Source organism: Streptomyces sp. DT190 (assembly GCF_049846985.1).
GTDB lineage: Bacteria > Actinomycetota > Actinomycetes > Streptomycetales > Streptomycetaceae > Streptomyces.
This window is the reverse complement of record NZ_JBNCNM010000024.1, coordinates 26333-48691: the sequence shown is the minus strand read 5'-3', so window position 1 is coordinate 48691 and position 22359 is coordinate 26333. Positions and strand designations below refer to the sequence as shown.

The following is a 22359-nucleotide window of genomic DNA, read 5'->3' as shown; positions in this document are numbered from 1 at the left end:
CCGGTGAGGGCCTACTCGGTCGAGTGAACGTGCCATGACGCGGGAACTTGCAGACGCACGGCGGCGTCGTGCCGGGCATGAAGCCGATCAGCGAAGCACACGTGGCGCAGCCGGGCCTGGCCGTCGTCGACGTCGCAGCGTGCGACGACCAGACCGCGTTCGCCGTTCAGGCGCTGCTTGCCGGGCACTGGGCGACCGCATCGGCGGACCGCACGGCTCGAGTGCCGGGCGAGCCGGGTGTCCGGCTGCGCTGCTACCTCGATGTCCGCCAGGAGCTCGGATCACAGCCGTGAGGTCCGAAGCCGGCTGCGGGTACCTGCGCCTCGCCTGAGGGTGCAGCTGCTTACGAGGCCGGCTCGTACGCGACGTTCTGCGCCGGGCAGTTGCCGGCCAGTTCGTGCAGGGCCGCCAGCTCGGCTGCGTCTGCGGTCAGGCTCCAGCGGAGTTTGGTGGCCACCCACTCCGCGGCGTAGCGCAGTGTGCGTCGGCCGCGGGCGGAGGCCACTGGGCGGGGTCCTGGTCGGCTTTGCTGCGGTTGCAGCGGGCGGTGACCGCCACCAGCGATGCCTCCTGGCCCTGGTCGTTGGCGTAGGCCTCGCGGCGCTGCGCGCTCGTGGACCGGGTTCGCGAGGCGATGGGGTCTGCGGGAGCGGCTACGCAAGGACGGCCGGGGTGGCGTTCTCGGCCGTCCAGTCTCCGTCGAAGAGCGCGGCAACCAGACGGACATGGTCGTCAGGGAGCTGGCCGGTGCGGTGCTTGGTGCGGGCCTTGGCGAGCCAGGCCCCGATCTTGACGGTGTCGCCGTCGACGCGAACGCTCTCGCGGGCGGCGGGGGCGCGGCCTTCGCGGTGCAGGAAGAGTTCCAGGAGCTGGACGGTCTGTTCGAAGGTGCGGCGGGCCCGGTGGGCGGGGGCGAGCGGGTTGTTCTCGGGGGTGAGGCCGAGGGCGGTCATCATCTGTTGCTGGCCGTCGGCGAGGGCCTGCCAGGTGGTGAGCTGGCGGTGCAGCCAGGAGCCGATCTTCACGCCGCCGAGCTGGGTGTCGCGAGTCAAGGTGGCGGGGTCGGCTCCGGATGCGAGGTGGGCGCGCAGAAGGTGGTACTTGCGGTGCCAGTCGGCGCCGTGGGGCAGGCGCCAGTCGGGTGCGAGGGTGGTCAGGGCGTCGGCGCGGGCCTGATCGAGCTGGTTCTTGGCTGCGAGGTGGCGTTGTTCGGCGAGCCAGGCGCCGACGGGGGTGGTGGCGGGTGCGGCGAGGTGGCCGTGGGTGCGCAGGTAGTCGGCGGCGGAGGCGAGTCGGGCGCGCCAGGCGGCGTCGTGCTTGTCCCAGATCATGTCCAGCGCGTCGAGTTCGGCGATCCAGTCGGCTTCGAGGCGTCCGGCTTTCGCAGCGTCGCGCATGGTGGTGATGAAGGTGCCGAGTTTGTAGCCGGCTGGGTCGGTGTAGTCGGCGGGGACGTCGAGGTGGCCCATTTCGTCGCGGTAGGACTGGGCGGCGGCGAGGCCGAGGCGGCGGGAGCGGGAGACGGCCGCCTCGCGGGGGTCGAAGGAGGCCAGGTCCATCGCTTGGGCGATGCGTTCGGGGTGGACGGTGAAGTCGAAGTGCCAGCGGCGTTCGATGACGTCGCTGGTCTCCTTCGGCAGCCGGTTGGCCTTGTCCGGGAGGCGCTCGAGGATGCGGTGGTCGTGGCTGGCCAGCGCGCAGGCGATCGCCCACACCGGCTCGTAGGCGGTGCCGAGGATGTTCTCACCGTCGGCACCGGGCGGGACGTAGACGGGGACGATCAGGCTCGCGGTTTTGCCGGACACGTCCAGGCGCAGGGCGCGGCCGAGGGCCTGGACGCAGCGGATGACGCTGCGGGTGGGGTCGGCGAAGACGATGGCATCCACGCTGGGGATGTCGACGCCTTCAGAGATCAGACGGGAATTGGCGAGGATCGCGCAGTCGGCGTCGGCGAAGGCTGTGAAGGTGTCGGCGCGCTGGGCGGGGGTGTGCTCGCCGTGGGCGAAGAACAGCTTGGGGGTGATGTCCGGGACGAGGTCGGGGTCGGTGCGGGCCAGCAGACGCAGGGTGTGGGGGAGTTCGCGGGCGAAGCGGCGGGCGTCGGAGACGAGGTTGAAGTAGACCAGGACCTTGCTCAGACGGTGTTCGGTCATGGCGCGCAGGACGGACAGGTGCAGGGCGGTGGTGCGCAGTGCACCGTCGTCCCCCTGTTCGCCGGAGCCGGCGGCGGTGTGCGCGGTCGTGCCTGGGGCGGGCATGTTCAGGCGGCGGCGCAGTTCGGTGTCGGTCAGGGTGGGCACCACGATGCGGTAGTCCGCGGCCCGGCCGTCCTCCACCGCCTGGGCGAGGGGGTATTCGACGACCTTCTTGCCGTACACCTGCTCGTTGTCCATGGAGTTGGCGAACGCATCCGCGTCCCCGTCCGGCTCGGCGGTGCGGCGGCGGCGCGGGCGGGTGGTGTCGGCGGACTCCGCCAGCTCCGGGGCGAGGAAGGTGCGGGGGGTGGCGGTCATGTAGAGGCGTCGCTCCGCGCGGATCCGCTGCGCGTCGTTGGCGATGGCCCACTTCTTGTCGGCGCGGCCGGCGATCCGGTGTGCTTCGTCCATGATCGCCAGGTCGAACGGCGGCACCGCATAGCCCGTGCTCTGGGTTTGTTCGATCTTGTCCAGGGAGTCGTAGGTGCAGATCACCGTCAGTGCCGGGATCTGGTCCTCGCCCTCCCCCACTACCGACATCAGCCCGCCCAGCGCGTGCGGGTTCGTGGTCGACATGACGCGGGCGGCGACCAGGTCGTCGCGGCCCGCGGTGTCCAGGGAAGAGACGATCACCATGTGCTCGCCGTGGCCGTCCCGGCGCCACGCCAGTGCGGTCTGCGCCGCCAGGTCCAGGGTGGGGACCACGAACAGCACCAGACGGGCGGCGAGGGCGTCCGCCGTGCGGATCGACACCAGCGTCTTGCCGGTCCCCGTCGCCGACACGAACAGGCCTCGCGTCCCCGCGCGCCGCAGATGCCGTGCCAGCCGCTCCACCGCCTCCGCCTGGTCGGGGAAGAGCCGCGCCCGCTCGGGACGGCCGGGGCGCGGCGTTTGCATCACCGTCATGACAGCTCTTCCTCACTCCCGAAACGGACGGCCCGGGCGGCGGTTAGGCAGGGCGGCCATCGCAGAGAGGCCTGCGGGGACGCTACCACCCACATATCATCCGTACGCGGAAAGTACGCGATAAGTACGTTTCTGGTACGCGATCCGAGCGGTTCGGATAGGGTAAGGGGCGGAGGTGCCCCATGTCCGAGTTGTTCGAGGCGGTCGACGCGCTGGTTGCGTCCCGGTCCCCGCTGCCGCCGCCGGCCGAACGCAGGCGGCTGCGCCAGGCCCACGCGCTCACCCTGGACGAAGTGGCCGCCGCTCTGGGCGTGCGCCGGGCGACCGTGGGCGGCTGGGAGTCGGGCAAGACGGAGCCGCGGCCGCCCGAGCGGGAGGCGTACGCGCGCCTGCTCCGGCAGCTCGCGCAGCTCTACCCCGCCCCCGACAGCACCAGCGGCCCGCAGGAGGACACCGCGGCGGCGCAAGCCTCCGCCGCCGCGGCGCAGGCCGAGCCCAGCAGCGGGGCCCCGGAAGCCGCCGCCCCTGCGGTGGCCGAGGAGTCCCCGGCCACTCCCCCAGCGGTCACTGCTCCGCAGACCGTCGCCGCACCGACCGCATCGGTCGCCCCGTCGCGGCCCCGCGTCGCCCGGCCGCCGCGGACCTCGCCCCACCCCGCTGCGACGAAGACCGCCCCCGCGCCTGCGACTGCGTCCGGAGATGCGTACGCGCACGGTCCGCTGCTCGTCCTGGACGCCGACACAGCGCGGCAGGTGACCGGCTACGGGGTCGGCGGCCTGATCCTGGACGTGCCCGCCAAGTCGCTGCCCGCGCTGGTGGAGTGGACCCTCACCGAGGCGCAGTTGGGGGCGGAGAGGCTGCACGGCTCGGGCAAGGACGCCGATCCGCTGCTGGTGCTCACCGCGGCGGCGTGCGAGCGCTATGGCCTGCCCGGGCAGTTGTCCGAGGCCGAGCGGCTGGCCTGGCGGCTTCCGGAGGGGCACAAGGCCGTCAAGCAGCTCCAGCGTGCCGGCTGGCAGCTCACCAAGCGGGGGCTGGGGCCGTGGGCGCGGATCTACCGTCCCGTCCAGGGCGGCCGCCGGCAGTGCGTGCAGCTGTGCCTGCCCTCCTGGCACGCCCTGGACGACCGCGCCTGGGGACACGCCGCCCGCCTGGAGTCGGCCGAGCTCGCCCGGGTGCTGGGTGTGTATGCGGCCCGGGTGATGACGCCGGTGGGTTCCACCGCGGTGACCGGGCTGCATCTGATGACCGCGCTCAACCCGCCGACCCGCGCGAGCGAGCCGGATGCGGAGGGCAGGCGGCATCGTGAGCACCGGCCCGGCTCGCTGGGCACCGAGCCGATGGACCCGGCGCCGTGCGAGGCGACCGACGGGCACCCCGTCCTGGCTCACCTGCCGCGCTTCCACGTGCGCGGGCCCGACGAGCGGCTGTTCGAGGAGGCCTACGACTGGGCGCGGGACCTCACCGATGCCGAGTGCATGCAGCGGCACCTGGTCGGCCTGGATGTGAACCTCGCCTTCGGTGCGGCCGCCAACGGCGCCGTCGTCGGCCTGGCGTCGCCGCCCGTGCACGTCAACCGCCCGGTCTTCGATGCGGCGGTGCCCGGTTCCTGGCTGGTCGACCTCTCCCACGTCGACCTGTCCCGGGTGAAGGTCGGCAAGCAGTGGCGCGACCTTGACGGCGCGCTGCTGCCCAGCCCTTTCACGCCGACCGGCCAGCGCCCCACCGGTCCGGCCTGGTACGCCACCCCCACCGTGGCCTACGCCGTCGAGCTCGGCTACGACGTCGCGCCCGTCGAGGCGTGGGTGCGCCGGGAGAGCGGCCGGTTCCTGGACGGCTGGTACAAGCGGCTGCGCGATGCCTACGTCGCCACCATGGCGGACCTCGGCGTCGCGGAGAAGCTGTCCCCGCACCAGTTCCTTCAGGCGATGGACGGCTACAAGAGCCGTGATCCGGAGCTGGGGATCGTGGTGGACGCGGTCAAGATGACCGTCAAGGGCGGCATCGGCAAGCTGCAGGAGAAGGCACGCGGGGGCGGCTGGAAGCCGGGGCAGGCCTGGCCCGCCCTGGCCCGCCCGACGTGGCGGCCGGACATCCGCGCGACCGTCATCTCCCGGGCCCGGGTCAACATGCACCGCAAGATGCTCGCCCTGGCAGCGGCCACCGGCCGCTACCCGGTCGCGGTCCTCTCGGACTGCGCCGTGTACGCGGCCGACGGGCCCAGCCCCCTGGACGTGCTGCCGTACGGCGCCGACGGCAAGACCGTGCCGGGCTCGTTCCGGCTCGGAGTCTCGCCCGGAATGGTCAAGCACGAGGGCACCCAGAGCGTGCTGTGGGGGGCCAACGTGCTTGAGCAGCTCGGCGCCAACGGCCATGTCGCCAACCTCGCCCGCTACATCAAGACCGGCGAGGTCACCGCCAAGGACACCGGAGAATAGGGAGCGTCACAGGCGATGGTCACGGTCGGGGAAGAACTCGACAAGGCGCTACAGGGGGCGTTCACGCGGCCCGTTCCCAAGTCCGCCGGGGCGCAGATGCGGTACCTGGTCAAGCAGCACCAGCGCAGCACCCGGCGCGTGGCCGAGCTACTCGGCATCAGCCAGCGCACCGTCGAACGCTATGTGAAGAACCAGATCAAAAGGCCCCGGCCGGAGCTCGCCGACCGGCTGGAGCGTGAAGTCCGGTCACGCTGGCAGCCGCAGATCAGGGCGAAGGCGAAACAGGCCGCGGCCACCACGAGCGGCATCATGATCGATGTCCAGGCCCGGTTCGGCTACACCGCCGCCCCCGGCAGCACCGACGACGCCCGCGTGCGTCACCTCACCCTGGCCCTGCCGCCCCGGCACGCCGCCCGCCTCCTCCAAGCCCAGGAAGCAGGCGTCGACGAGGACGACCTCCGCGATCTCGCTGCCGAGGCGTTGGGTGAGGTGTACTTCCGCGACGGCGGCCGCCGTGCCCACGGCCTCGAAGTGGAACTCAAGGACATCGTCGACCTGCAGTTCGAGCTGTAGGCCGGTCAGTGCGCCGGGGCAGGAAGCAGAAAGGGCGTCGGGGAGAGCTGTGACAGCAGGAGCGTTACGGACCGTGCCGCTGGCCGGGGAGCTGACCTCGTCGCTGATCAGCCGGGCAGCGGACCGCTACGGCCTGCCGGCTGCCGGGGTGCTGCGGCTGTGGACGTGCCGCAATTCCCCCGCCCGCAACGACGGCGGCGGTGTGCGGGCCGATGCGGAGATCGTGCTCAACGAAGCCGGGCGGGCCGTACTCGCCGAACTGTGCGGAGTCGAACCAGCGGTGCTGGCGCACGCGCTGCCCGCGTTCACCGTGGATGATCCCAAAATCGGCACCGGCCGGGAGGCCGCCCTGGCGCAGGCCCGGTGGCGGGCGGCGGGCGCGGTGGCGGGCGAAGCGGCGTTCGCCTGCCGGTCGTGCACCGCGCGGCGCACCGGGCAGACGGTGCGGGCGGTGCGGTATCTGCCGCGCTGGCGGCGGGTGTGCGTCCGGCACGGGCGGTGGCTGCTGGACGCCGACGCCGACCAGCCGCTGGAACACCTCGACCTGCGCGGTCTCCCGGAGGTGGCGGCCGCGCAGCGGCGGTGGGCGGGGGTGGCTCGGCGTGCGGTGCGGGCCGGAGCGGAGCCCGGGGAGGTGTTCGCCCTGGCGCACGCGGTCGTGGCCCGGTGGTGGGAGGAGGCCCTGCACTGGGAGCGTGAGGAGATCTGGCCGCACAGGCTGCACCAGGTGGCGGGCGGCAACGCGGGGACGGATCTTGAGCGGTGGCGCATCGTGGGCCGGGATCCGGTCATCTTCCCGGAGGTGGTGGCCGTGGCGGACGCGCTGCTGGACCCGGCCATGGCCGAGCTGGCGTGGAGGGACAGCGGTGGCCAGCGGCCGCGGCCGCTGGCCGCCGACGGGGCGTTCTGCCGCAGGCTGGGCGAGCGAGTGGGACGTGACTGGCTGGGCCCGCTGTCGGCGGTGGACTACGGCGGGCCGCTGCTCGCCTGGATGGGCGCGGTCATCCGCCGGCGGCGCGGTGACGGCGGGCCGCCCGGGTGGAGGGACGATCCATGGCGGCTGCAGCGGGAACAGCAGCCCGCCACGATGGCCGGCCAGCTGCGCGTCATGGCGGCCGAACAGCAGGCAGGCGGCTCGCGCACCCGGTGGCGGGCCACAGTGAGCGCCGAACACCGTTTCCAGATCGAGCAGATGATCAGCGAAGCCCAGGAGCAGCTGGTGCAGCTGCGGGGCGTACACAGCGGCACCACCGCCGAGGTGGCCCGCACACTGCTGGAGCACCTCAGCTGCAGCGCCGCCCTGATCGACCAGGCCTTGGTGGACACCGCCGCCGCAGCCGTCGCCGCGGGGGTGGCGGTGGAGGAGGTGTCGGCGTGGTCCCGCTTGCCCGTCCAGGAACTGGCGGAGCTGGTGTCAGAGGGCCTGGATCAGGACTGACGCACGCAGCGGCCGGTGTGCCGTCTCTCAGCCGCTGCACGCCGCAGCCCGGTCGCAGGGCGGATCCGGCCGGGTTCCCCCTTGGAGGTGCACGGTGCCCGCTTCGGGAAAAGCGAAGGCGTGCGGCCACTACGCTGAGGTGGGGCCGCGGGTAGGCGGCGGCTCGGGGACCGGCGCCGAGGGAGCACGTTGAGCACTCAAACGGGTTTGGCGGCAGCGGGGGCGGACCTTGCCCGGCTGGCGCTCGACTTTCACCACACCCACCAGTTGCTGGACCCTGCCGCGCAGGGGGTGCAGACCTGGCAGGTGCGCATCACCGCGGCCGGCACACCGGTGGGGAGCCTGATGGCCGTGCGCGGCCTGTACTGGAAGTCAGACAACCTGCGCGAGCGGATGGCCGACGAGCAGTCCTTCCCGGCTCTGGTGGCCGCCCAGCTTTTGGACGAAGAGGGCCGGTTCACCTACGAGTTCGAGGAGTTCGTGGAGTCGGCCTCCAGCGTCCTCGTTGTTGACGGGCTGCAGCTGGAGGAGGCCTTCGCCGACCCGGTGGTCGTCGCCGTGGTGGTGGCCGCCGTCATCGACCGGCTGACGGACAACTACTTCGCCGTGGTTCTGCCCGGCCTGGATGCCTGCACGGATGCGGGTTCCGCCCTGCTCGCCGAGGCCGCCACGCTGTTGAGCGCCAGGGAGTTCTCCGAGGAGCTGCAGATTATCGACAACGCCCTGGCCGCTCCTGAAGAGGCCGCGCAGCGCGTGCGGATGCGGCTGCTCTCCCTCGCCCGCCACGGCCAGCCGGGGGCGTGGGACGAAGAAGACGACGAGGCCGGCGGCTGGGACGAGGACGGCGAGGAGGATGAAAAGCTCACCGCGCGCACCGCCGCGGTGCTGCGAGTGGCGCTCGAGGAACTGTCCGAGCAGATCTGGCAGGACGTCGCCGCCGTGGGCGATGCGCCGCTTGGGCGTGGCCAGGGCCGCGTCCTTGGCTCGCTGCCGCCGATCACCTTCCGCCAGGACCACCAGTGGCGGCGGCAGATGGCCCGCTGTTTCGACGACCTGGCCGCCGACCTCGCCGAGACGGGCACCGTCCGCCCCCAGTGCACCGGCGAGGAGATGGCCCTGCACCTGGGCATCGACCGGGCCAAGTCGCTGACGCGGAACCGGCCGCGCCTGGTCGCGGAAACAGTGGCGGGCTTGGGTGAGGACCGCCGCGACTTCGACTGGGACTGGTGCTCGACCGTCCTGTTCGAGGACCACGACGTACTGATGCTGTTCGACGCCTCTCTGGATGGGATCGAGGACAGGGGCAACGAGATCAATCAGGCCCTCGGAATTGCCAACCTGGCCGCCGCGGACTGGTTCAAGCCCTTCCGCCCCCGCCAGGCCCGCGACCCCGACCGCGGCTTCCGCCACTCCTGACCCGGGCCGCCGCCAGGCCCCGGGCTGCAGAGGGCCCGTATGAAGGCCACGCGGGCTGAGCCTTTCCTCGGCCGGGCCCTGTCCGGCTCAGCCAGAGAGGGCCCGGGGCGGCTACGCTCGGGCTGCTGATGCGACAGGGCGGGAATTGGGGGGGGCAGTGGCCAAACGCGATGTGTGGGTACGCGTTCAGAATGACCTGGTGCGCGGCGACACCGTCCTGGGCGTCACCGTGAGTGATCCGCCCTACGACTACGAGACGTTCAAGATCATGCTGAAGGTCACGGGACACCGCGACCCTCTGTGGCTCGACTCCGGCATCTACGACGACGGCCAGGGTACTGGGCGCGAGCGGGTCGACGCGCTCGCTGATTCCTTCGTCGATACGCTCGCACGCGGTGCGGCAATGCCGTCCGGCGCCCTGATCCGGTTCGGTTCCGACGAGGACGACTCGGGATGGGCGCTGTCGTCTCTGGGGTAGCGGCGACCGGGCGGGCCCGGGCCACTGCCCGCCCGCCGCGACACGGCGGGCGGCCGGGCGGGAAAGTGCAGAAACCTGCACTGACACTGGCACGCCAAGGCGGCATCCTGGCCCCGCGCGGGGCAACCGGCCTTTTTGGCACGGCAGTTGCGGTTACCGGCCGGTTCTCCTGCGGGTGTGTCCGGTATGACGTTGTGTGGAGTACGTGATCATCGACAGCAGCCAGGACGGCTTACCTGCCGTCGCGGGCAGGGCCTTGCGGGTGCCGGAACCGGGTGCGGTGGAGGCAGAGTTCGCCGGGGCGGACGGCTCACTCGTACAACGCCGCTGGGTCGAGGCCGCCGTGGCCGTTCGGTTCGAGCAGCTCCAGCCGGTGGCGGCGTTTCCTGTGGTGCCCGGGCGCAGGTGGGGGCCGGGCTGGTGGTGGTCGGCCACCACGGCCGGGCATGTGATGCACGGGTCGCAGGCGATGTGCACGCAGTTGATGCTGCTGGACCGTGACCCGCAGGTGGTGGGCCTGTCGGCGCGGCCGGTGCGGTTGATCTGGCGCGATCCCGGCAGCGGGCGGATCCTGACGTGGGTGCCGCAGGTGTTCGCCCGCTACGCCGACGGGGGCGCTCTGCTGGCCGACTGTCCCGCGAGCGAGGAGCCCGCCGGGGACCGTGCCGCGCGGGCGGCCGTGGCGCTGGCCGCGGCGTGTGCGGCGGTGGGGTTCACCTACCGGCGCCTGGTGCCGCCGGAGCGGGTGTTCGGGGCGAATGTGCGGTGGCTGGCCGGCTACCGCCATCCCCGCTACCGCGATGCGGGCGGGCTGGAGCAGGCGGTGCTGGAGGCGTTCGCCGCCCCGCGGCCGTTGATGGCCGGGGCCGCCGCGGCGGCCGGTGAGGTCCTGAGCGCGCTGCCGGTGCTCTACCACGCGCTGTGGAGCGGGCGGTTGTCCGCGGACCTGTCCCGGCCGCTGGGCGAGCACACCGTCGTCTGGCCTGGCGCGGCGGCGGCAGGCGTTGAGCGGGAGCAGCAGGCACGTTGAGCAGGCAGGTGACGGCCGTCCCTGGCGGGCGGCGTGTTGAGGTGGGCGCGCGGGTCGAGTTCCAGGGGCGCACCTGGCAGGTGACCGGCCTGGTCGATGGGCGGGTGCACTTGGCTGCCGACGACGGGGCCACCGGGTGTGTGCTGGCCTCTCTTCTGGTGGCCGCCGACGACTTCGCCGTCGTCGGCCGGCGCGCCGATGATCTGCCGGCGGCCGAGGTGTGGCAGGCGCTGCCGCTGGCCGCCCGTGAGCGGGCGCTGGCCTGGCTGCGGCACATCCGTGAGATCGAGACCGGGCTGCCCGGCGGAGCGGGCAGCGGCGGCGAGCCGAGGCCTGCCTACGATCCGCAGCGCTTCACGCTCGCCGAGCGCGAGCACGCCAAGGCCGCCGAGCTGGCCGCGCTGGGCTGGACGAAGGTCGGCCGGAACACGGTGCAGCGGCGGCGCCTTGCCTACCACAAGGAGGGGTTGATGGGGCTGGTCGACCAGCGGACGGTGCGCCCCCGATCGGCGACCGGCCGCGCCGACGAGCGGGTGGTGGCGGCGGTGCTGGAGGCGCTGCGGGACCTGCGTGGCCGCAAGGCGACCACCGTGAAGCAGGTGATCGATCGGGCGGAGCGGATGGTGGTCGGGAGGTATGGGCCGGGGGTGAAGCTGCCGTCGGCGGCGTCGATGTACCGGCTGGTGAAGGCTCTGTCTGATCCGGCCGAGCCGCTGGGCAGCCCGGCGCGCACCGCCACCGGCCCGCGGCGAAGCGGCGGCCCGCCGTCTGCGTTGCGGCCTGCGGAGCGGGTTCATGTCGCCACCGCCCGCCTGGGGTCGCGGGTGGTGGGCGAGGACGGGCGTCTGGTTGCGGTGTCGGTGACGGCCGCGGTGGATGAGGCCACCGGCTGCGTGCTGGCCGCCGTGCTGCACCCGCAGGAGTCCGGTGCCGAATTGCCGGTGCTGCTGGCCGAGATGGCCGTGCCGCGGCCGCTGCGCGCGGGCTGGCCGGGGCTGCTGCGCCGTGCGCACGAGGACTGGCCGCGGCGGCTGCTGCCGCTTCAGGCCCGCCTCGAGACGACGGCGGCACGGCCGGCGGCCGTACCGGAGACGCTGGTCCTGGATGCCGCAGGGCCTGCTGTCACGTCGTGGTTTCTCACCGTGTGCGAGGGCCTCGGCGTCAGTGTGGAATCCGTCCATACACGGGGGAACAGCGCGCCCGGCGCCTGCGGGCATACGCTCGGCGTGCTCGCCGGAGCGTTCACCCGGTACGCGGCCGGTCTGGCCGACGCCGCGCGGCCTGTCGCCGGGCACGGGGAGGACGACGCGGGAGCGGCGGGAGCCTGGTTCAGCATGCCGCGCCTGCAGGATTTGCTGGACGAGTGGATCACAGCGAGGTGGCACACGCGCCCCCAGGAGGCCTTGCGGCATCCCCTGCTGCCCAGGGCGGCCCTGACGCCCGATGAGATGTGGCGGGTGCTGCTCGGTGCGAGCGGGGCGGTGCCGCTGCCGCTGAGCGGGCAGCACTTCGCCGAGCTGCTGCCGGTGTGCCGGAAGGCGGTCACCGACGCAGGGGTGCGCCTGGGGCGGCGCCGGTATGACGAGGAGTGCCTGAATGAGCACCGCGGGCGGTCCTGCCCCACCACGGACGACGGCCGGTGGGAAGTGCACCACCACCCCCACGACGTGCGGCATGTCTACATCAGGCTGCCCGACGGCCTTCTGCACCCCCTGCCCTGGACCGACCAGGCGCATGCGCAGCGGCCCTTCGACGCCACCGTGCACCACCGGATCACACAGGTCCTCGCCGGCCGCACGAGCGGCGGGACATTCTCCGGACCGGACCCAGGCACCGGAGCGCGGGCACAAGCCGTCAGGCCGACGAGTCAGGTGGCCGACGCGATGCCTGAACCCGGCGGCGGCCCGGCTGCCGACGGCACCGCCGGTGGCGGTCAGGAGTTCGGGTTGTGGGACGCGCAGGCGGAGGCCGGGCAGTGGTGAGCGCGCACGGCGGCCACCCGGTGGCCGCTGCCCGGCACCGGCAGGTGAAGCTGGGGGCGTATGTGACGTTCGAGGGCCGCGCCTGGCAGGTGGCCGCCGTGGCCGGTGCGTCGGTGCGCCTGGTCGACGAGGACGGGCAGACGGCGTCGGTGCTGGCCTCGTTCCTGTTCGCCGACCCCACGTTCGCGGTGGTGGACTCACCCGCGCCCGGGGTAGTGCCCTGGGGGCTCATGGAGTCGGTGCCCGCACGGGAGCGGGAGCGGGCTCTGGCCTGGCAGCGGCACATCCGCGAGATCGAGACCGGGCTGCCCGGCGGTCCGGCAAGCAGCGGGATGCCCCGGCCCGAATACGACCCCGAGCGGAAGTCGATGGCCGAGCGGGAGCAGGCCAAGGCCGACGAACTCGCACAGCTGGGCTGGCCGCAGGTCAGCCGGGCCACCGTGCGCCGCATGCGCGCCCGCTACCACGCGGGCGGCCTCATGGGGCTGATCCCGCAGCGCAAGCCGTCGCGTGCGACGGGGCGGGCCGATGAGCGGGTGGTGGCCGCCGTTCTGGAGGCGCTGCGCCGCCAGCGCGGCCGGTCCAAGGGCACCCTGAAGGGGCTGCGGCAGCTGGCCGGGCAGATCCTGGCCGACACCCACGGGCCAGGGGTGGTGAAAGTGCCGCCGCCGTCGACGTTCAACCGGCTGGTGCGGGTACTGGCCGACCCGCTGGAGCATCCCGGCCGCCCCGCCCGCACCGCCACCACCACGCCGGTGCGGCCGTTCACGCCGACAGTGGCGCTGCGGCCGGGCGAGCTGGTGCAGGTCGACACCACCCTCCTGGATGTGATGGCCGTGGGCGAGGACGGCCGCCCGGTGCGCCCGGAGCTGACCATCGCCCTGGACGTGGCCACGCGGTCGGTGGTGGCGGCCGTGCTGCGCGAGGAGAGCACGAAGGCGGTGGACGCGGCCCTGCTGCTGGCGGAGATGGCCGTGCCCCACCCGGCGCGGCCCGGCTGGCCCGAACATCTGCGCCTGGCCCATGCGTCCGTCCCCTACGACCGGCTGCTCGCCCTCGATGCGCGACTGGAGCAGGCGGCGGCGCGGCCGGTGGTGGTGCCCGAGACGATCGTCATTGACCGCGGGCGGGTGTTCGTCTCCTTGGCGTTCCTGGCCGCCTGCGAGACCCTGGGCGTCAGTGTGCAGCCCGCCCCGCCGCGCTCGCCGGCCGCCAAGGGCGCCGTCGAGCGGACGTTCGGGAGTATCAACTCGCTGTTCGCGCAGCACGTCGCCGGTTACACCGGCTCCCACGTCCTCGAGCGCGGTGACGCGGTGGAGGACGAGGCGCACTTCACCGTGGCTCAGCTGCAGGAGCTGCTGGATGAGTGGGTCACCGCGTGCTGGCAGCACCGCCCCCACGACGGGCTGCGCCACCCGGTCCTGCCGAAGAAGGCGCTGGCCCCGAACGAAATGTGGAGCGCGCTGCTGGGCACCTGCGGGTATGTGCCGCTGCCGCTGACCGGGGCCGACTACACGGAACTGCTGCCCGTGCGCTTCCACCCGATCACCGGCCGCGGCATCCGTATCAACTACCGCACCTACGACCACGCCGTCCTGAACGAGCACCGCGGCCGGCCCTGCCCCACCCATCCCGGCGGCAAGTGGGAGGTCCACCTCAACCCGCACGACGTGCGGCAGGTCTACATCCGCCTGCCCGACGGGCGCCTGCACGAGATCCCGTGGATCCACCGCGACCACGTCCATGCCCCGATGAACGAGACCGCCTGGCGCCACATCCGCGCTGCCCTCCACCAGCGCGCAGACCGCGAGCGGCACGAGGCCGACCTGGCCGAAGCAGCCGACCAGGTCCTGCGCCGGGCCCGCCCCCTGCCCGGCACCGGCGCACCCGCCGCAGCGGCGGGCCACGCGGCGGCGACAAGCACGGTGCAGACGGCAGATGACGACCTACGGGCCGAGGACAGTCTCGACGCTCTTGAAGCCCACTCTCCTGACGCTGACGGGCACCTCGCCGGGGGCGAGGAGCTCTCTGCGCCTGTGGGCCGCTACGCGCTGTATGACGCCTTTGAGGAGGCCGAGCACTGGTGACCACCAGCCCCCACACCACACCCGCCGCCGAGGATGCCTCCCCCGGGACGGTCACCACCTTCGATGCGTTCGCCCGGTTCGCCCACGCCGCCCCGCCCGCTCCCCCGCAGCCGGGCCAGCCGGCACGCTCGCTGGAGGAACGCCTGGCCTACCACTCGCAGTTCGTCACCGTGCGTACCCCTGCCATCGAGAGCCTCTCGCGCAACGTGCGCACGCTGATGATCCTCGGCCGCAGCCAGAGCGTCACCGCCCGCCCGTCCCTGATCGTCACCGGGCCGGCCACCACCGGCAAGACCACCGCACTGCTCGAGGTCGGCCGGACCTGCCACCTGGCACACACCCGCCGCGCCGCCCCGGGCGACACCAGCGTGCCCGTGGCGTATGTGCTGGTGCCGCCCGGCGCCACCGCCAAGACCCTGGCCTGCGAATTCGCCCGCTATCTCGGTATCCCCGTCACCACCCGCATGACCACCGCGCAGATCACGACCGCCGTCTGCCACACCTACACCGCGGCCGGCGTCAAGCTCGTACTGATCGACGAGATCCACCGGCTCAACCCCCGCACCTCCAACGGCGCGGAGGCCGCCGACTGGCTCAAGGACCTCACCGAGCGCGTCGGCGCCACGTTCGTGTACGCGGGCATCGACGTCACCGCCAGCACTGTCTTCAGCGGGGTCCGCGGCGCGCAACTGGCCGGACGCGCCTCACTCATCGACTGCGGGGCACTGCCCGCCCGCGCCGGATCACGCGAGCCGTTCCGTGAGCTCATCGCCGCGCTGGAAGCGGCCCTCGACCTGCACGCCCACCGCACCGGCAGCCTGCCGAGGCTCGCCCCCTACCTGCACGAACGGACCGCTGGACGCATCGGCAGCCTCTCCCGCCTCATCCGCCAGGCGGCCATCGAAGCTCTCCTCGACGGCCAAGAACGCATCACCAAGACACTGCTGGACTCCATCGCGCTGGACCACCTCGCCGAGGAGCGCTACCGGCCCCGAACCCCGACGAGCCGCCGCACCCGACCCAGCAGCCGGTGACCGCGCACGCCTGGAGCAGCCCTGTGGTGCGGGCACGCACGATGTGGCCGTCCCAGCCCGGCGCCCTGCGGATCAGGCCCCTGCCCCGCGAGTCAGCCGCCTCCTACCTCACCCGCCTCGCAGGCACCTACCAACTGACCGCCGCCCAGCTCCTGGACGGCCTGAACATCGCCACCACCGGTACCTTCGCGTCCCCGCCCGCCACCGACATCCACCTCAGCGCCGAAGCCGCTCACCGGCTGTCCGCCTTCACCCGCATCCCGCTTGCACACCTCACCCGCGCGCTGGCCCGTCAGCCCCCACCCGCCTCCATCGGCATGGCCCGCGCCGCCATCGCCCGCTGGCAGCCCGTCCCGCCCGCCGTGCAGCCGCTGCCTGCCTGCACCGCCTGCACCATCCGCCGCAGCCCGCACCAAGCCGCCCCAGCATGGATCCACCCAGCGTCCAACTCGCCCCGGATCATGATCTGCACCCGCCACCAGCAGGCCTCCAGCGACTCCCGGCACCCCGCCCCGCTCGACGTCCGCCCCGTCCCCGAACTCACCCGGCCCCGCCCCACAGCCCGCCGCGCGACCCCAGCCTCCCTGAGCTGGGCATCGACGATCACGACACGCTGGTACGACCACCAACAGCACCTGCACCAGCGGTGGCTCACACGCCTTGACCGCCTCACCAACGCCAACCCCCACATCCCCCCAGGCCCGGCCTCCCCAGCTCTGACCTGCCGGGACCTGATCACCTATCCCGAGACGCTCACCCTCGCCACGGCCCTTGACCGCCTGCCCCCGCACCCCCTGACCCGCGCGCAGCAGACCGCCTTCCTCCACCGCCTGGCCGACCGCCTCCGGCTGCCCCGCCTCGCACCCGCCGACCACGACCTGCTCTGGCAACGCCTGCACGCCCGCTGAACAACCCGCTCCCACCAGCCGGGAACAGCCGCAACTCCCCCTGCCTATAGGCGCGCCGACCACACTGCGCAAAAGCCGGCACGACGCTCAGCTCACTGCGCAGAGAAAACGGCCAGCTCAACCCACGCATCGCCCATCCCCAACGCCTCGGTCCGGCGCAAGCCTCCCCTGGGATACAGACGTACCACTCGGTACAGCTGAGCAACAGCAGGTCACAACCAAGATCAATCAGCCTGCGCAACAGGTACGCCACAGCAGGGCTCCAGGATGCTGCGGGCGTGGATGGCTGCGGACATGTGCGCCTTGCCGTCCAGGGCGGCCTGGACGGAGGTGAGGACGTCCAGGCAGGCGTCGACGTCCATCGGGTGCTTGTCGGGGAAGGGCGGGCAGGGGCAGGTGCTGGTGCGCAGGGCGGCGAGGTCGCTGAGCGCCTGGGCGTGTTCGGAGACGGGCTTGCAGCCGGGGTGGCGGGTGACGGGGCGGGGGATGCCGTCGCCGTTGCGGCCGCGGAGGTGGCTCCAGAAGCGGCGGCCCTTCCAGCCGCACAGGCGGCACTGCATCAGCCAGGGCTGGTCGGCGCCGGGGTAGCCCTCCAGCGGCTCCCAGCCGAGTTCCGCGAGACGGGCCATGGCCTCGGCGGCGCGGACCAGGTTCGCCAGGCTCAGGCGCAGTTGAGGCACGAGGTGGGAGTAGGAGCGGGTGGCCCGCAGGCCTTCGATGGGGCTGGCCGGGGTGCGCGGTGCCGGGGCGGGGCCGGTGGGGCGGTTGCCCTGGTCGATGAGGGTGACGAGGTGGGCGGCGGCCTGGTGCCGGTCGGCGGCGCGCTGGACGGGGTGGCCGGGCATGGTGGCGTACCAGCTGCCGTGACGGCGGTGGACGGTTCCGGCCGGGATCTGGTCGACGGTGACGGCGTAGAAGCCCTCTTCGTCGCGCTTGCCGAGCACGTAGTGCGATGTGCCGCCGTCATGACAGTCAGCCACCTGCGGATGTACCGCCCCACGTCAGCCGCCAAAGCACAAAGCACCATCTCGTGTCAGCGGCCAGCCACCGCCAAAAGCCAGAGACCTGCAAAAACACGATCTACCTGACCTACCCTCACTGCCACCAACTCACCGACATGAAGCCGACACATCGCAGTCCGGGCCGACCGCGCACCGTGCTTCCGCCGACTTGGCGGCTGAGCCGTGCCCTATGATCTCGATCATGGGCAACTTCTCCTGAGCGGGCCGCGACGGTCCACAAACATCCGCCCGGCAGATGCCGGGCCCCGTCAGCGTGCCCGCACGCTCACCTCAGGAGACGCGACCACACCATGTCCGTTCACTCTGCCCGTTCCGCCCTGGACGACCGCATCGTACGCCTGCGACAGCTCGCCCACGCCGACGCCCGGCTGGAGGGCGTACTGCTCTACGGCTCGTGGACCGTGGGGGAGGCCGACGCCCATTCCGACATCGAGGCGTACCTCTACATCCAGGACGACCGCCTCGCCGACTTCGACGGCCCCGGCTTCCTGGCGCAGCTCGCACCGCTCCAGCTCTCCTACACCAACATGTACGGCATCCTCGCCGTCGTCTTCGACGACCTGATGCGCGGCGAGTTTCACCTCACCCCGGCCGGTCCCGGCATCGACGAAGTCCCCACCTGGCAAGGGATGGTGCACCTGCCCCGCCCCGACGACGCCGTCCTGCTCGACCGCACCGGCCGGCTCACCCAGGCGGCCCGGCAGCTGGCCACCTTCCAGCCGCCCGAGCCGGTGACCACCGCCCAGCAGCTCACATACGAGCTGACCAACTGGACGCTCATGCTCGCCCACGTCCTGGCCCGCGGCGAGATCGCCCGCGCCCACGCCCTGCTGCACACCGTCATCGCGCCCCAGCAACTCCAGCTCTGCCGCCTGTTACGCAACAGCACGGCCCACTGGCTCACCCCCAGCCGCGCGCTCGAACAGGACCTGCCCGAGACCGACCGCCATCGCTATGCCACCACCACGGCTACCGCCCGCGACGAGGAGGTGCGCACGGCGGCACGCAACAGCTGGCGCTGGAGCCGCGACCTGGCCGCCGAGGCCGCCGACCGCTGGGCCATCCACCTGCCGCACGAACTCCACGAACAGATCAGCAGCCGCCTGAACGACCCTCGCTGACCACATCCGGCTGGGGCCACCGGACTCATCCAGTGGCCCCAGCCCGGCAGCCACGGCCGCCGCTCAACGCCAATTGAGATCATCTCTAGGGGCTACGGGCCCGATATGCTGGGGCCGAGTCCTCTTCGTGAGGGTCTTTGGTTGGCCGGTGCCCTTGCCACCCGCTTCGGCGGACTGGGCACCGGCCGCTCCCATGTAAGGGGCGTGCCGCCCGTGCCGAACCTTCGGCAGCCGTCGTCTGGCAGCGCGGCCGGGTCGAGCAGCTGGTGCGCGCACCCGGCAACCGGGTGCGTCCGTGGGCCTGGTTCGAGCACCGCCAGGGGGTAGAGCTCCTACAGCGGGGGCCGGCCGTTGATGGCGCCGTCGGGGTCGTCGGCCAGAGCGAGGCGTGCGGTGATGCGTTTGCCGACCGGCTCGCGTTGGGCTTCGTAGCCCTGGGCGACGGCCATGACGATTTCCAGGCCGTGCTGGCCGACCCGTCCGGCGTCCGCGGCGCGGGCTATCGGCAAGGTCGGGTCGGAGTCCCACACCTCGACCTCGACTAGGTCGCCGACGATCCGCAGGTCCAGCAGGATCGGGCCGGGGGCGTACTTGCGGGCGTTGGTGACCAGCTCGCTGACCACCAGCTGGGTCAGGTCCAGTGCGCGTTGCGAGACGTCCAGGCCGTGCTCGGCCTGGACGCGGGTGAGGAAGCCGGCCGCCATGCGGCGGGCGTGGGCGATGTCCGCGCCGTCGCCGTCCAGGGCCACCGAGGCCTGAATGACCGTGTCGGGCGTGATGCCGTCCTCGTCCACCTGTGTGGAATCCATTGCCGCCGCCTTCAGGAGCATGCTCACGTCCCGGCACGTACCCCGTGCCCGTGGGATAAGGCCTGAAGGCCTCCTGGTCGGCCGGCGGCTTCACGCTATCGTCACATCATCTCAGGGCCTGGGCCGGGGCCTGGTGACGGCCTTTCGGTGCGCAGGCTCTGGTGTGCCAGGATCACCGGCATGGACGAGGACAACACGCCAGGTGCCGAGCAGGCCGTGCCGGCGGGCCGTCTGTCCGTCACGGCCTCCACCGCTGACGGGATCCGCGTGCTGACCGTGGCCGGGGAGATCGACCACGACACCGGTGACGTCTTGCACCAGGCCCTCGACCCCTCCGGCACACCCAGTCCCCGTGTCGTCGTGGACATGCGGCAGGTGACCTTCATGGACTCCGTCGGCATCAACCTCTTCATCACCGCCCACCGCTCCCTCGCCCAAGTCGGCGGGTGGCTGCGCCTGGTAAGCGTGGGCACGACCGTCATGCGCACCTTTCAGATTGTGGGTATCGACGAGTTTCTCGATATTCGCGAAACCCGCGAAGAGGCACTGTCCGAATAGGCGGAGGTGCGACAGTGCTGGTCGCAGCCATCAAAGAGTGGCTGCGACCAGCACTGCCACAACAGGCCCTAGAACCCGGGGCTCACCCAGTGCGCCATGACTCCTGTACGTCCGTCGGCGTTGCTGATGACTTGGGCGCTGCCCGTCCCGATGCGGTACGCGTGGAGCGTGATGACGTCTCCGATGGTGAAATTCTCCAGTATCGTCTGCCCGGGGGTGGTCTGCATTCCCACGCTCCCACCGGTCAGTGCTTCTGTGCCGGGGATGACCTGGCCGTTCTTGAACAGTGCAGTACGGACGAGCAAGCTCGCCGCTGCGGTCCCGCCGGTGTATGAGCGGGCGTGGTACGAGATCTCCCACACTCCGGGGAAGGGGATCGTGAGTTCCGGGATCTCGGAGATCCGCTCGTCGGTCCTGTCGGCACCGGTGAGTGAGTGGTTGAAGTCGACCGGGCTGGTCTGGAGCCATGTCGAGCCCTGCCGGTAACTTGCTGGAGTTGTCATGCCTTTACGCTAAGTAAGGCAGTCACAGGGCACGACATGTTCAGTCGGATGCCACCCGTCCCGGTAGAAAAGATGCATCTGACGTTTGCTGTCGGGGGCTTGATGTTCGCCCACCCGGTGATCCAACAGACCGGCGAGCGCCGGCCGGAGCGACGCGGCGTCGCGGCCTGCTGCCCTTCCGGTTCTCCTTCCTGGTCCTGCGCCGGGTGCGGATCAGCGTGCCGTCCAGCAGCGCGACTCCGCAGTCCTTTCCGGTGGTCTTCTTCAGTGCGCGGTCAGGCGTGGGGCGCGGGCGGCCAGCAGACCGACACGACGACTTCCCTGACGCACCGAGTCACGGTGGTGAGGTGTATCTGGTTGCCGTCGGCCAGGTCGCCGGGCCGCCTGGTCACAGCGCAGCACCGCCAGCACGCTGCCCGCGATTTCTCCCGCGGACAGCGCCCGCCACCGCGAGCTGTCCAGCACACCGCCGGGGCCCGTCAAAAGGGGCCCGGCCGACGAGCCGGACGACCATGCCCTCGGACGGCCCCGCGGCGGGCTGGCCACCAAGATCCACCTCGCTGCGGACAGCCGCTGCCCGCCTCGTGGCGATCACCGGCAGGTGATCGACGCGGAAGAACGGCGGCACCTGGAGCTCGGGTTTCCGCAGCTGACGCGACCAGACCCGGCTGTCACAGTGCCTGTTGCTGAACTCCGGGGGGTGCATCCGTGCGGGCCCCGACTTGTTGTCGGGGCCCGCACGGATGCCGGGGCTGGATCAGCTTGGCTGGTCCCCGGTGTACCTGTAGATCGCGCCGGCGCTGTTGACGTGCCACACGGTGCCGTCGGCGCCCGCGGCGATGTCGGTGGCGTTGCCGGGGACGTTGACCCAGGGGTTGGTGCCGCTGGCGTCGTTGTTGGTGTACCGGTAGATGCTGCCTGCCGGATCGACGCCCCACACGTTGGTGCGGGAGCCCACTGCGATCCGCTTCAGGCTGCCGTTGACGCTCTTCCACGGGTTCGAGCTGTCCTGGTCCCCGGTGTATCGGAAGACCTGGTGGCCGCTGTTGACGCCCCACACGGTGCCGTCCGCCGCGGCACCGATGTCGCTCAGCCCTCCGGGGATCTTGAGCCACGGGTTGGTGTCGTGGTTGGTGTACCGGTAGATGGCGCCGGCGGAGTCAACTCCCCACACGTTCGTCCGGGAACCCGCGTCGATGCGGACCAGGCTGCCGTTGATGCCCACCCAGTTCGTCGTGCTCTGGTCGCCGGTGTACCGGAAGACCTGGTGGCCGCTGTTGACGCCCCACACGGTGCCGTCCGCCGCGGCACCGATGTCGCTCAGCCCACCCGGAATGTTGACCCAGGGGCTGCCGTCGAAGTTCGTGTACCGGTAGATGGCATTCGCGGAGTTCACACCCCACACCGTCGTCCTGGACCCCGCCGAGATGGCCGAGAGACCGCCGTTGACCTTTACCCAATCCGCCATGAAGTCCCCTCCGTCGAGCCGCTGTTGCCCTACGACACTGAGCGACGAGATGACCGCGATAAAAGGGGCGAATACTTGTCTTAATGTCAAACGAGCCAGTAAATCACGGTTTCAGTTCCCGTTGCCTTGTAAGGGCGCGGCGGATCCGGCTCGGCTGGGGGCGCTTCGGCCGGGCACACTGTCCCACCCATGGGCTATCGACATGAGCATCGGTCTGTGCTCCCCACGAAGCGGCACAGGACTTCCGGCGCATCGGGCGAGGAGCACCAGTACCGGTCATGGATCGGTTTGTGGGGCGGCATCAACGACGCCCGAATCGTCCTCGCCGAGCGCGCAGCAGGAGGCGAGCGTGTGATCTCCAGCTGGTCGCCGACCTCCGAAGCGCCTCTCTGA

General features: G+C 71.8%; 18 protein-coding genes and 2 pseudogenes. 14 read left to right on the top strand and 6 right to left on the bottom strand.

The features are described from left to right. Nucleotides 1-77: 77 nt before the first annotated feature. Nucleotides 78-293 carry a DUF6207 family protein gene (locus ACPXCS_RS31960; protein WP_425950906.1) on the top strand — a complete coding sequence of 72 codons (216 nt, stop codon included), beginning with the start codon at nucleotides 78-80 and terminating at the stop codon, nucleotides 291-293. A 50-nt stretch (nucleotides 294-343) separates the two neighbouring features. Here ACPXCS_RS31960 and ACPXCS_RS31955 read toward each other — a convergent pair. After that, nucleotides 344-612 (bottom strand): annotated as a pseudogene (locus ACPXCS_RS31955) (HNH endonuclease); the annotation flags it as partial. A 41-nt stretch (nucleotides 613-653) separates the two neighbouring features. Then, a complete protein-coding gene (locus ACPXCS_RS31950) occupies nucleotides 654-3101 on the bottom strand; it encodes a Helicase associated domain protein (protein WP_425950907.1) in 2448 nt (815 codons plus the stop codon). A gap of 182 nt (nucleotides 3102-3283) precedes the next feature. Between ACPXCS_RS31950 and tap the strand changes: the two genes are divergently transcribed. The 10 genes from tap (at nucleotide 3284) to ACPXCS_RS31900 (ending at nucleotide 16485) form a co-directional block, all read left to right on the top strand. Then, the gene (gene tap / locus ACPXCS_RS31945; RefSeq protein ID WP_425950908.1) at nucleotides 3284-5539 is read left to right on the top strand and encodes a telomere-associated protein Tap; all 2256 of its coding nucleotides are present in this window, start codon (nucleotides 3284-3286) and stop codon (nucleotides 5537-5539) included. A gap of 15 nt (nucleotides 5540-5554) precedes the next feature. Continuing rightward, the gene (tpg, locus tag ACPXCS_RS31940; RefSeq protein ID WP_425950909.1) at nucleotides 5555-6112 is read left to right on the top strand and encodes a telomere-protecting terminal protein Tpg; all 558 of its coding nucleotides are present in this window, start codon (nucleotides 5555-5557) and stop codon (nucleotides 6110-6112) included. Between the two features lie 49 nt (nucleotides 6113-6161). Beyond that, nucleotides 6162-7550, top strand: a complete 1389-nt coding sequence (locus tag ACPXCS_RS31935; protein WP_425950910.1) for a TniQ family protein — start codon at nucleotides 6162-6164, stop codon at nucleotides 7548-7550. Between the two features lie 189 nt (nucleotides 7551-7739). After that, nucleotides 7740-8966 (top strand): hypothetical protein, encoded by a 1227-nt coding sequence (locus tag ACPXCS_RS31930; RefSeq protein ID WP_425950911.1) that lies wholly within the window; start codon nucleotides 7740-7742, stop codon nucleotides 8964-8966. Between the two features lie 199 nt (nucleotides 8967-9165). Then, nucleotides 9166-9444, top strand: coding sequence for a hypothetical protein (locus ACPXCS_RS31925; protein WP_425950912.1), 279 nt, complete (start codon nucleotides 9166-9168; stop codon nucleotides 9442-9444). A gap of 205 nt (nucleotides 9445-9649) precedes the next feature. Beyond that, entirely contained in the window at nucleotides 9650-10474 is an 825-nt protein-coding gene (locus ACPXCS_RS31920) for a TnsA-like heteromeric transposase endonuclease subunit (protein ID WP_425950913.1), read from the top strand. After that, nucleotides 10471-12456, top strand: coding sequence for a transposase (locus tag ACPXCS_RS31915; protein WP_425950914.1), 1986 nt, complete (start codon nucleotides 10471-10473; stop codon nucleotides 12454-12456). The genes ACPXCS_RS31920 and ACPXCS_RS31915 overlap by 4 nt, the downstream gene beginning before the upstream one ends. Continuing rightward, complete coding sequence (locus ACPXCS_RS31910; RefSeq protein WP_425950915.1) at nucleotides 12450-14543, top strand: transposase; 2094 nt, start codon at nucleotides 12450-12452, stop codon at nucleotides 14541-14543. Before ACPXCS_RS31915 ends, ACPXCS_RS31910 begins: the two co-directional genes overlap by 7 nt. Beyond that, a complete protein-coding gene (locus ACPXCS_RS31905; protein ID WP_425950945.1) occupies nucleotides 14537-15577 on the top strand; it encodes a TniB family NTP-binding protein in 1041 nt (346 codons plus the stop codon). Before ACPXCS_RS31910 ends, ACPXCS_RS31905 begins: the two co-directional genes overlap by 7 nt. Further along, nucleotides 15574-16485 carry a TniQ family protein gene (locus tag ACPXCS_RS31900; protein ID WP_365470061.1) on the top strand — a complete coding sequence of 304 codons (912 nt, stop codon included), beginning with the start codon at nucleotides 15574-15576 and terminating at the stop codon, nucleotides 16483-16485. Before ACPXCS_RS31905 ends, ACPXCS_RS31900 begins: the two co-directional genes overlap by 4 nt. 224 nt (nucleotides 16486-16709) lie before the next feature. Here ACPXCS_RS31900 and ACPXCS_RS31895 read toward each other — a convergent pair whose 3' ends face one another. Beyond that, nucleotides 16710-17465 (bottom strand): hypothetical protein, encoded by a 756-nt coding sequence (locus tag ACPXCS_RS31895; RefSeq protein ID WP_425950916.1) that lies wholly within the window; start codon nucleotides 17463-17465, stop codon nucleotides 16710-16712. Between the two features lie 332 nt (nucleotides 17466-17797). Here ACPXCS_RS31895 and ACPXCS_RS31890 point away from each other — a divergent pair, with 332 nt between their 5' ends. After that, a complete protein-coding gene (locus tag ACPXCS_RS31890; RefSeq protein WP_425950917.1) occupies nucleotides 17798-18628 on the top strand; it encodes a nucleotidyltransferase domain-containing protein in 831 nt (276 codons plus the stop codon). Nucleotides 18629-18960: 332 nt separating this feature from the next. Here the strand turns inward: ACPXCS_RS31890 and ACPXCS_RS31885 are convergent, their stop codons facing one another. Then, the gene (locus ACPXCS_RS31885) at nucleotides 18961-19437 is read right to left on the bottom strand and encodes an ATP-binding protein (protein ID WP_425950918.1); all 477 of its coding nucleotides are present in this window, start codon (nucleotides 19435-19437) and stop codon (nucleotides 18961-18963) included. 180 nt (nucleotides 19438-19617) lie between these two features. On the opposite strand from ACPXCS_RS31885, the gene ACPXCS_RS31880 reads away from it, so the two are divergent. Then, a complete protein-coding gene (locus tag ACPXCS_RS31880) occupies nucleotides 19618-19995 on the top strand; it encodes an STAS domain-containing protein (protein WP_425950919.1) in 378 nt (125 codons plus the stop codon). Nucleotides 19996-20063: 68 nt separating this feature from the next. Here the strand turns inward: ACPXCS_RS31880 and ACPXCS_RS31875 are convergent, their stop codons facing one another. Then, on the bottom strand, nucleotides 20064-20498 hold the full coding sequence (locus ACPXCS_RS31875) for a hypothetical protein (RefSeq protein ID WP_425950920.1): 435 nt from the start codon (nucleotides 20496-20498) through the stop codon (nucleotides 20064-20066). 472 nt (nucleotides 20499-20970) lie between these two features. Between ACPXCS_RS31875 and ACPXCS_RS31870 the strand changes: the two are divergent. After that, nucleotides 20971-21081: pseudogene (locus tag ACPXCS_RS31870) on the top strand (IS5/IS1182 family transposase); the annotation flags it as partial. A 174-nt stretch (nucleotides 21082-21255) separates the two neighbouring features. Here the strand turns inward: ACPXCS_RS31870 and ACPXCS_RS31865 are convergent. Further along, a complete protein-coding gene (locus ACPXCS_RS31865) occupies nucleotides 21256-21966 on the bottom strand; it encodes a tectonin domain-containing protein (RefSeq protein ID WP_425950921.1) in 711 nt (236 codons plus the stop codon). Nucleotides 21967-22359: the final 393 nt, after the last annotated feature.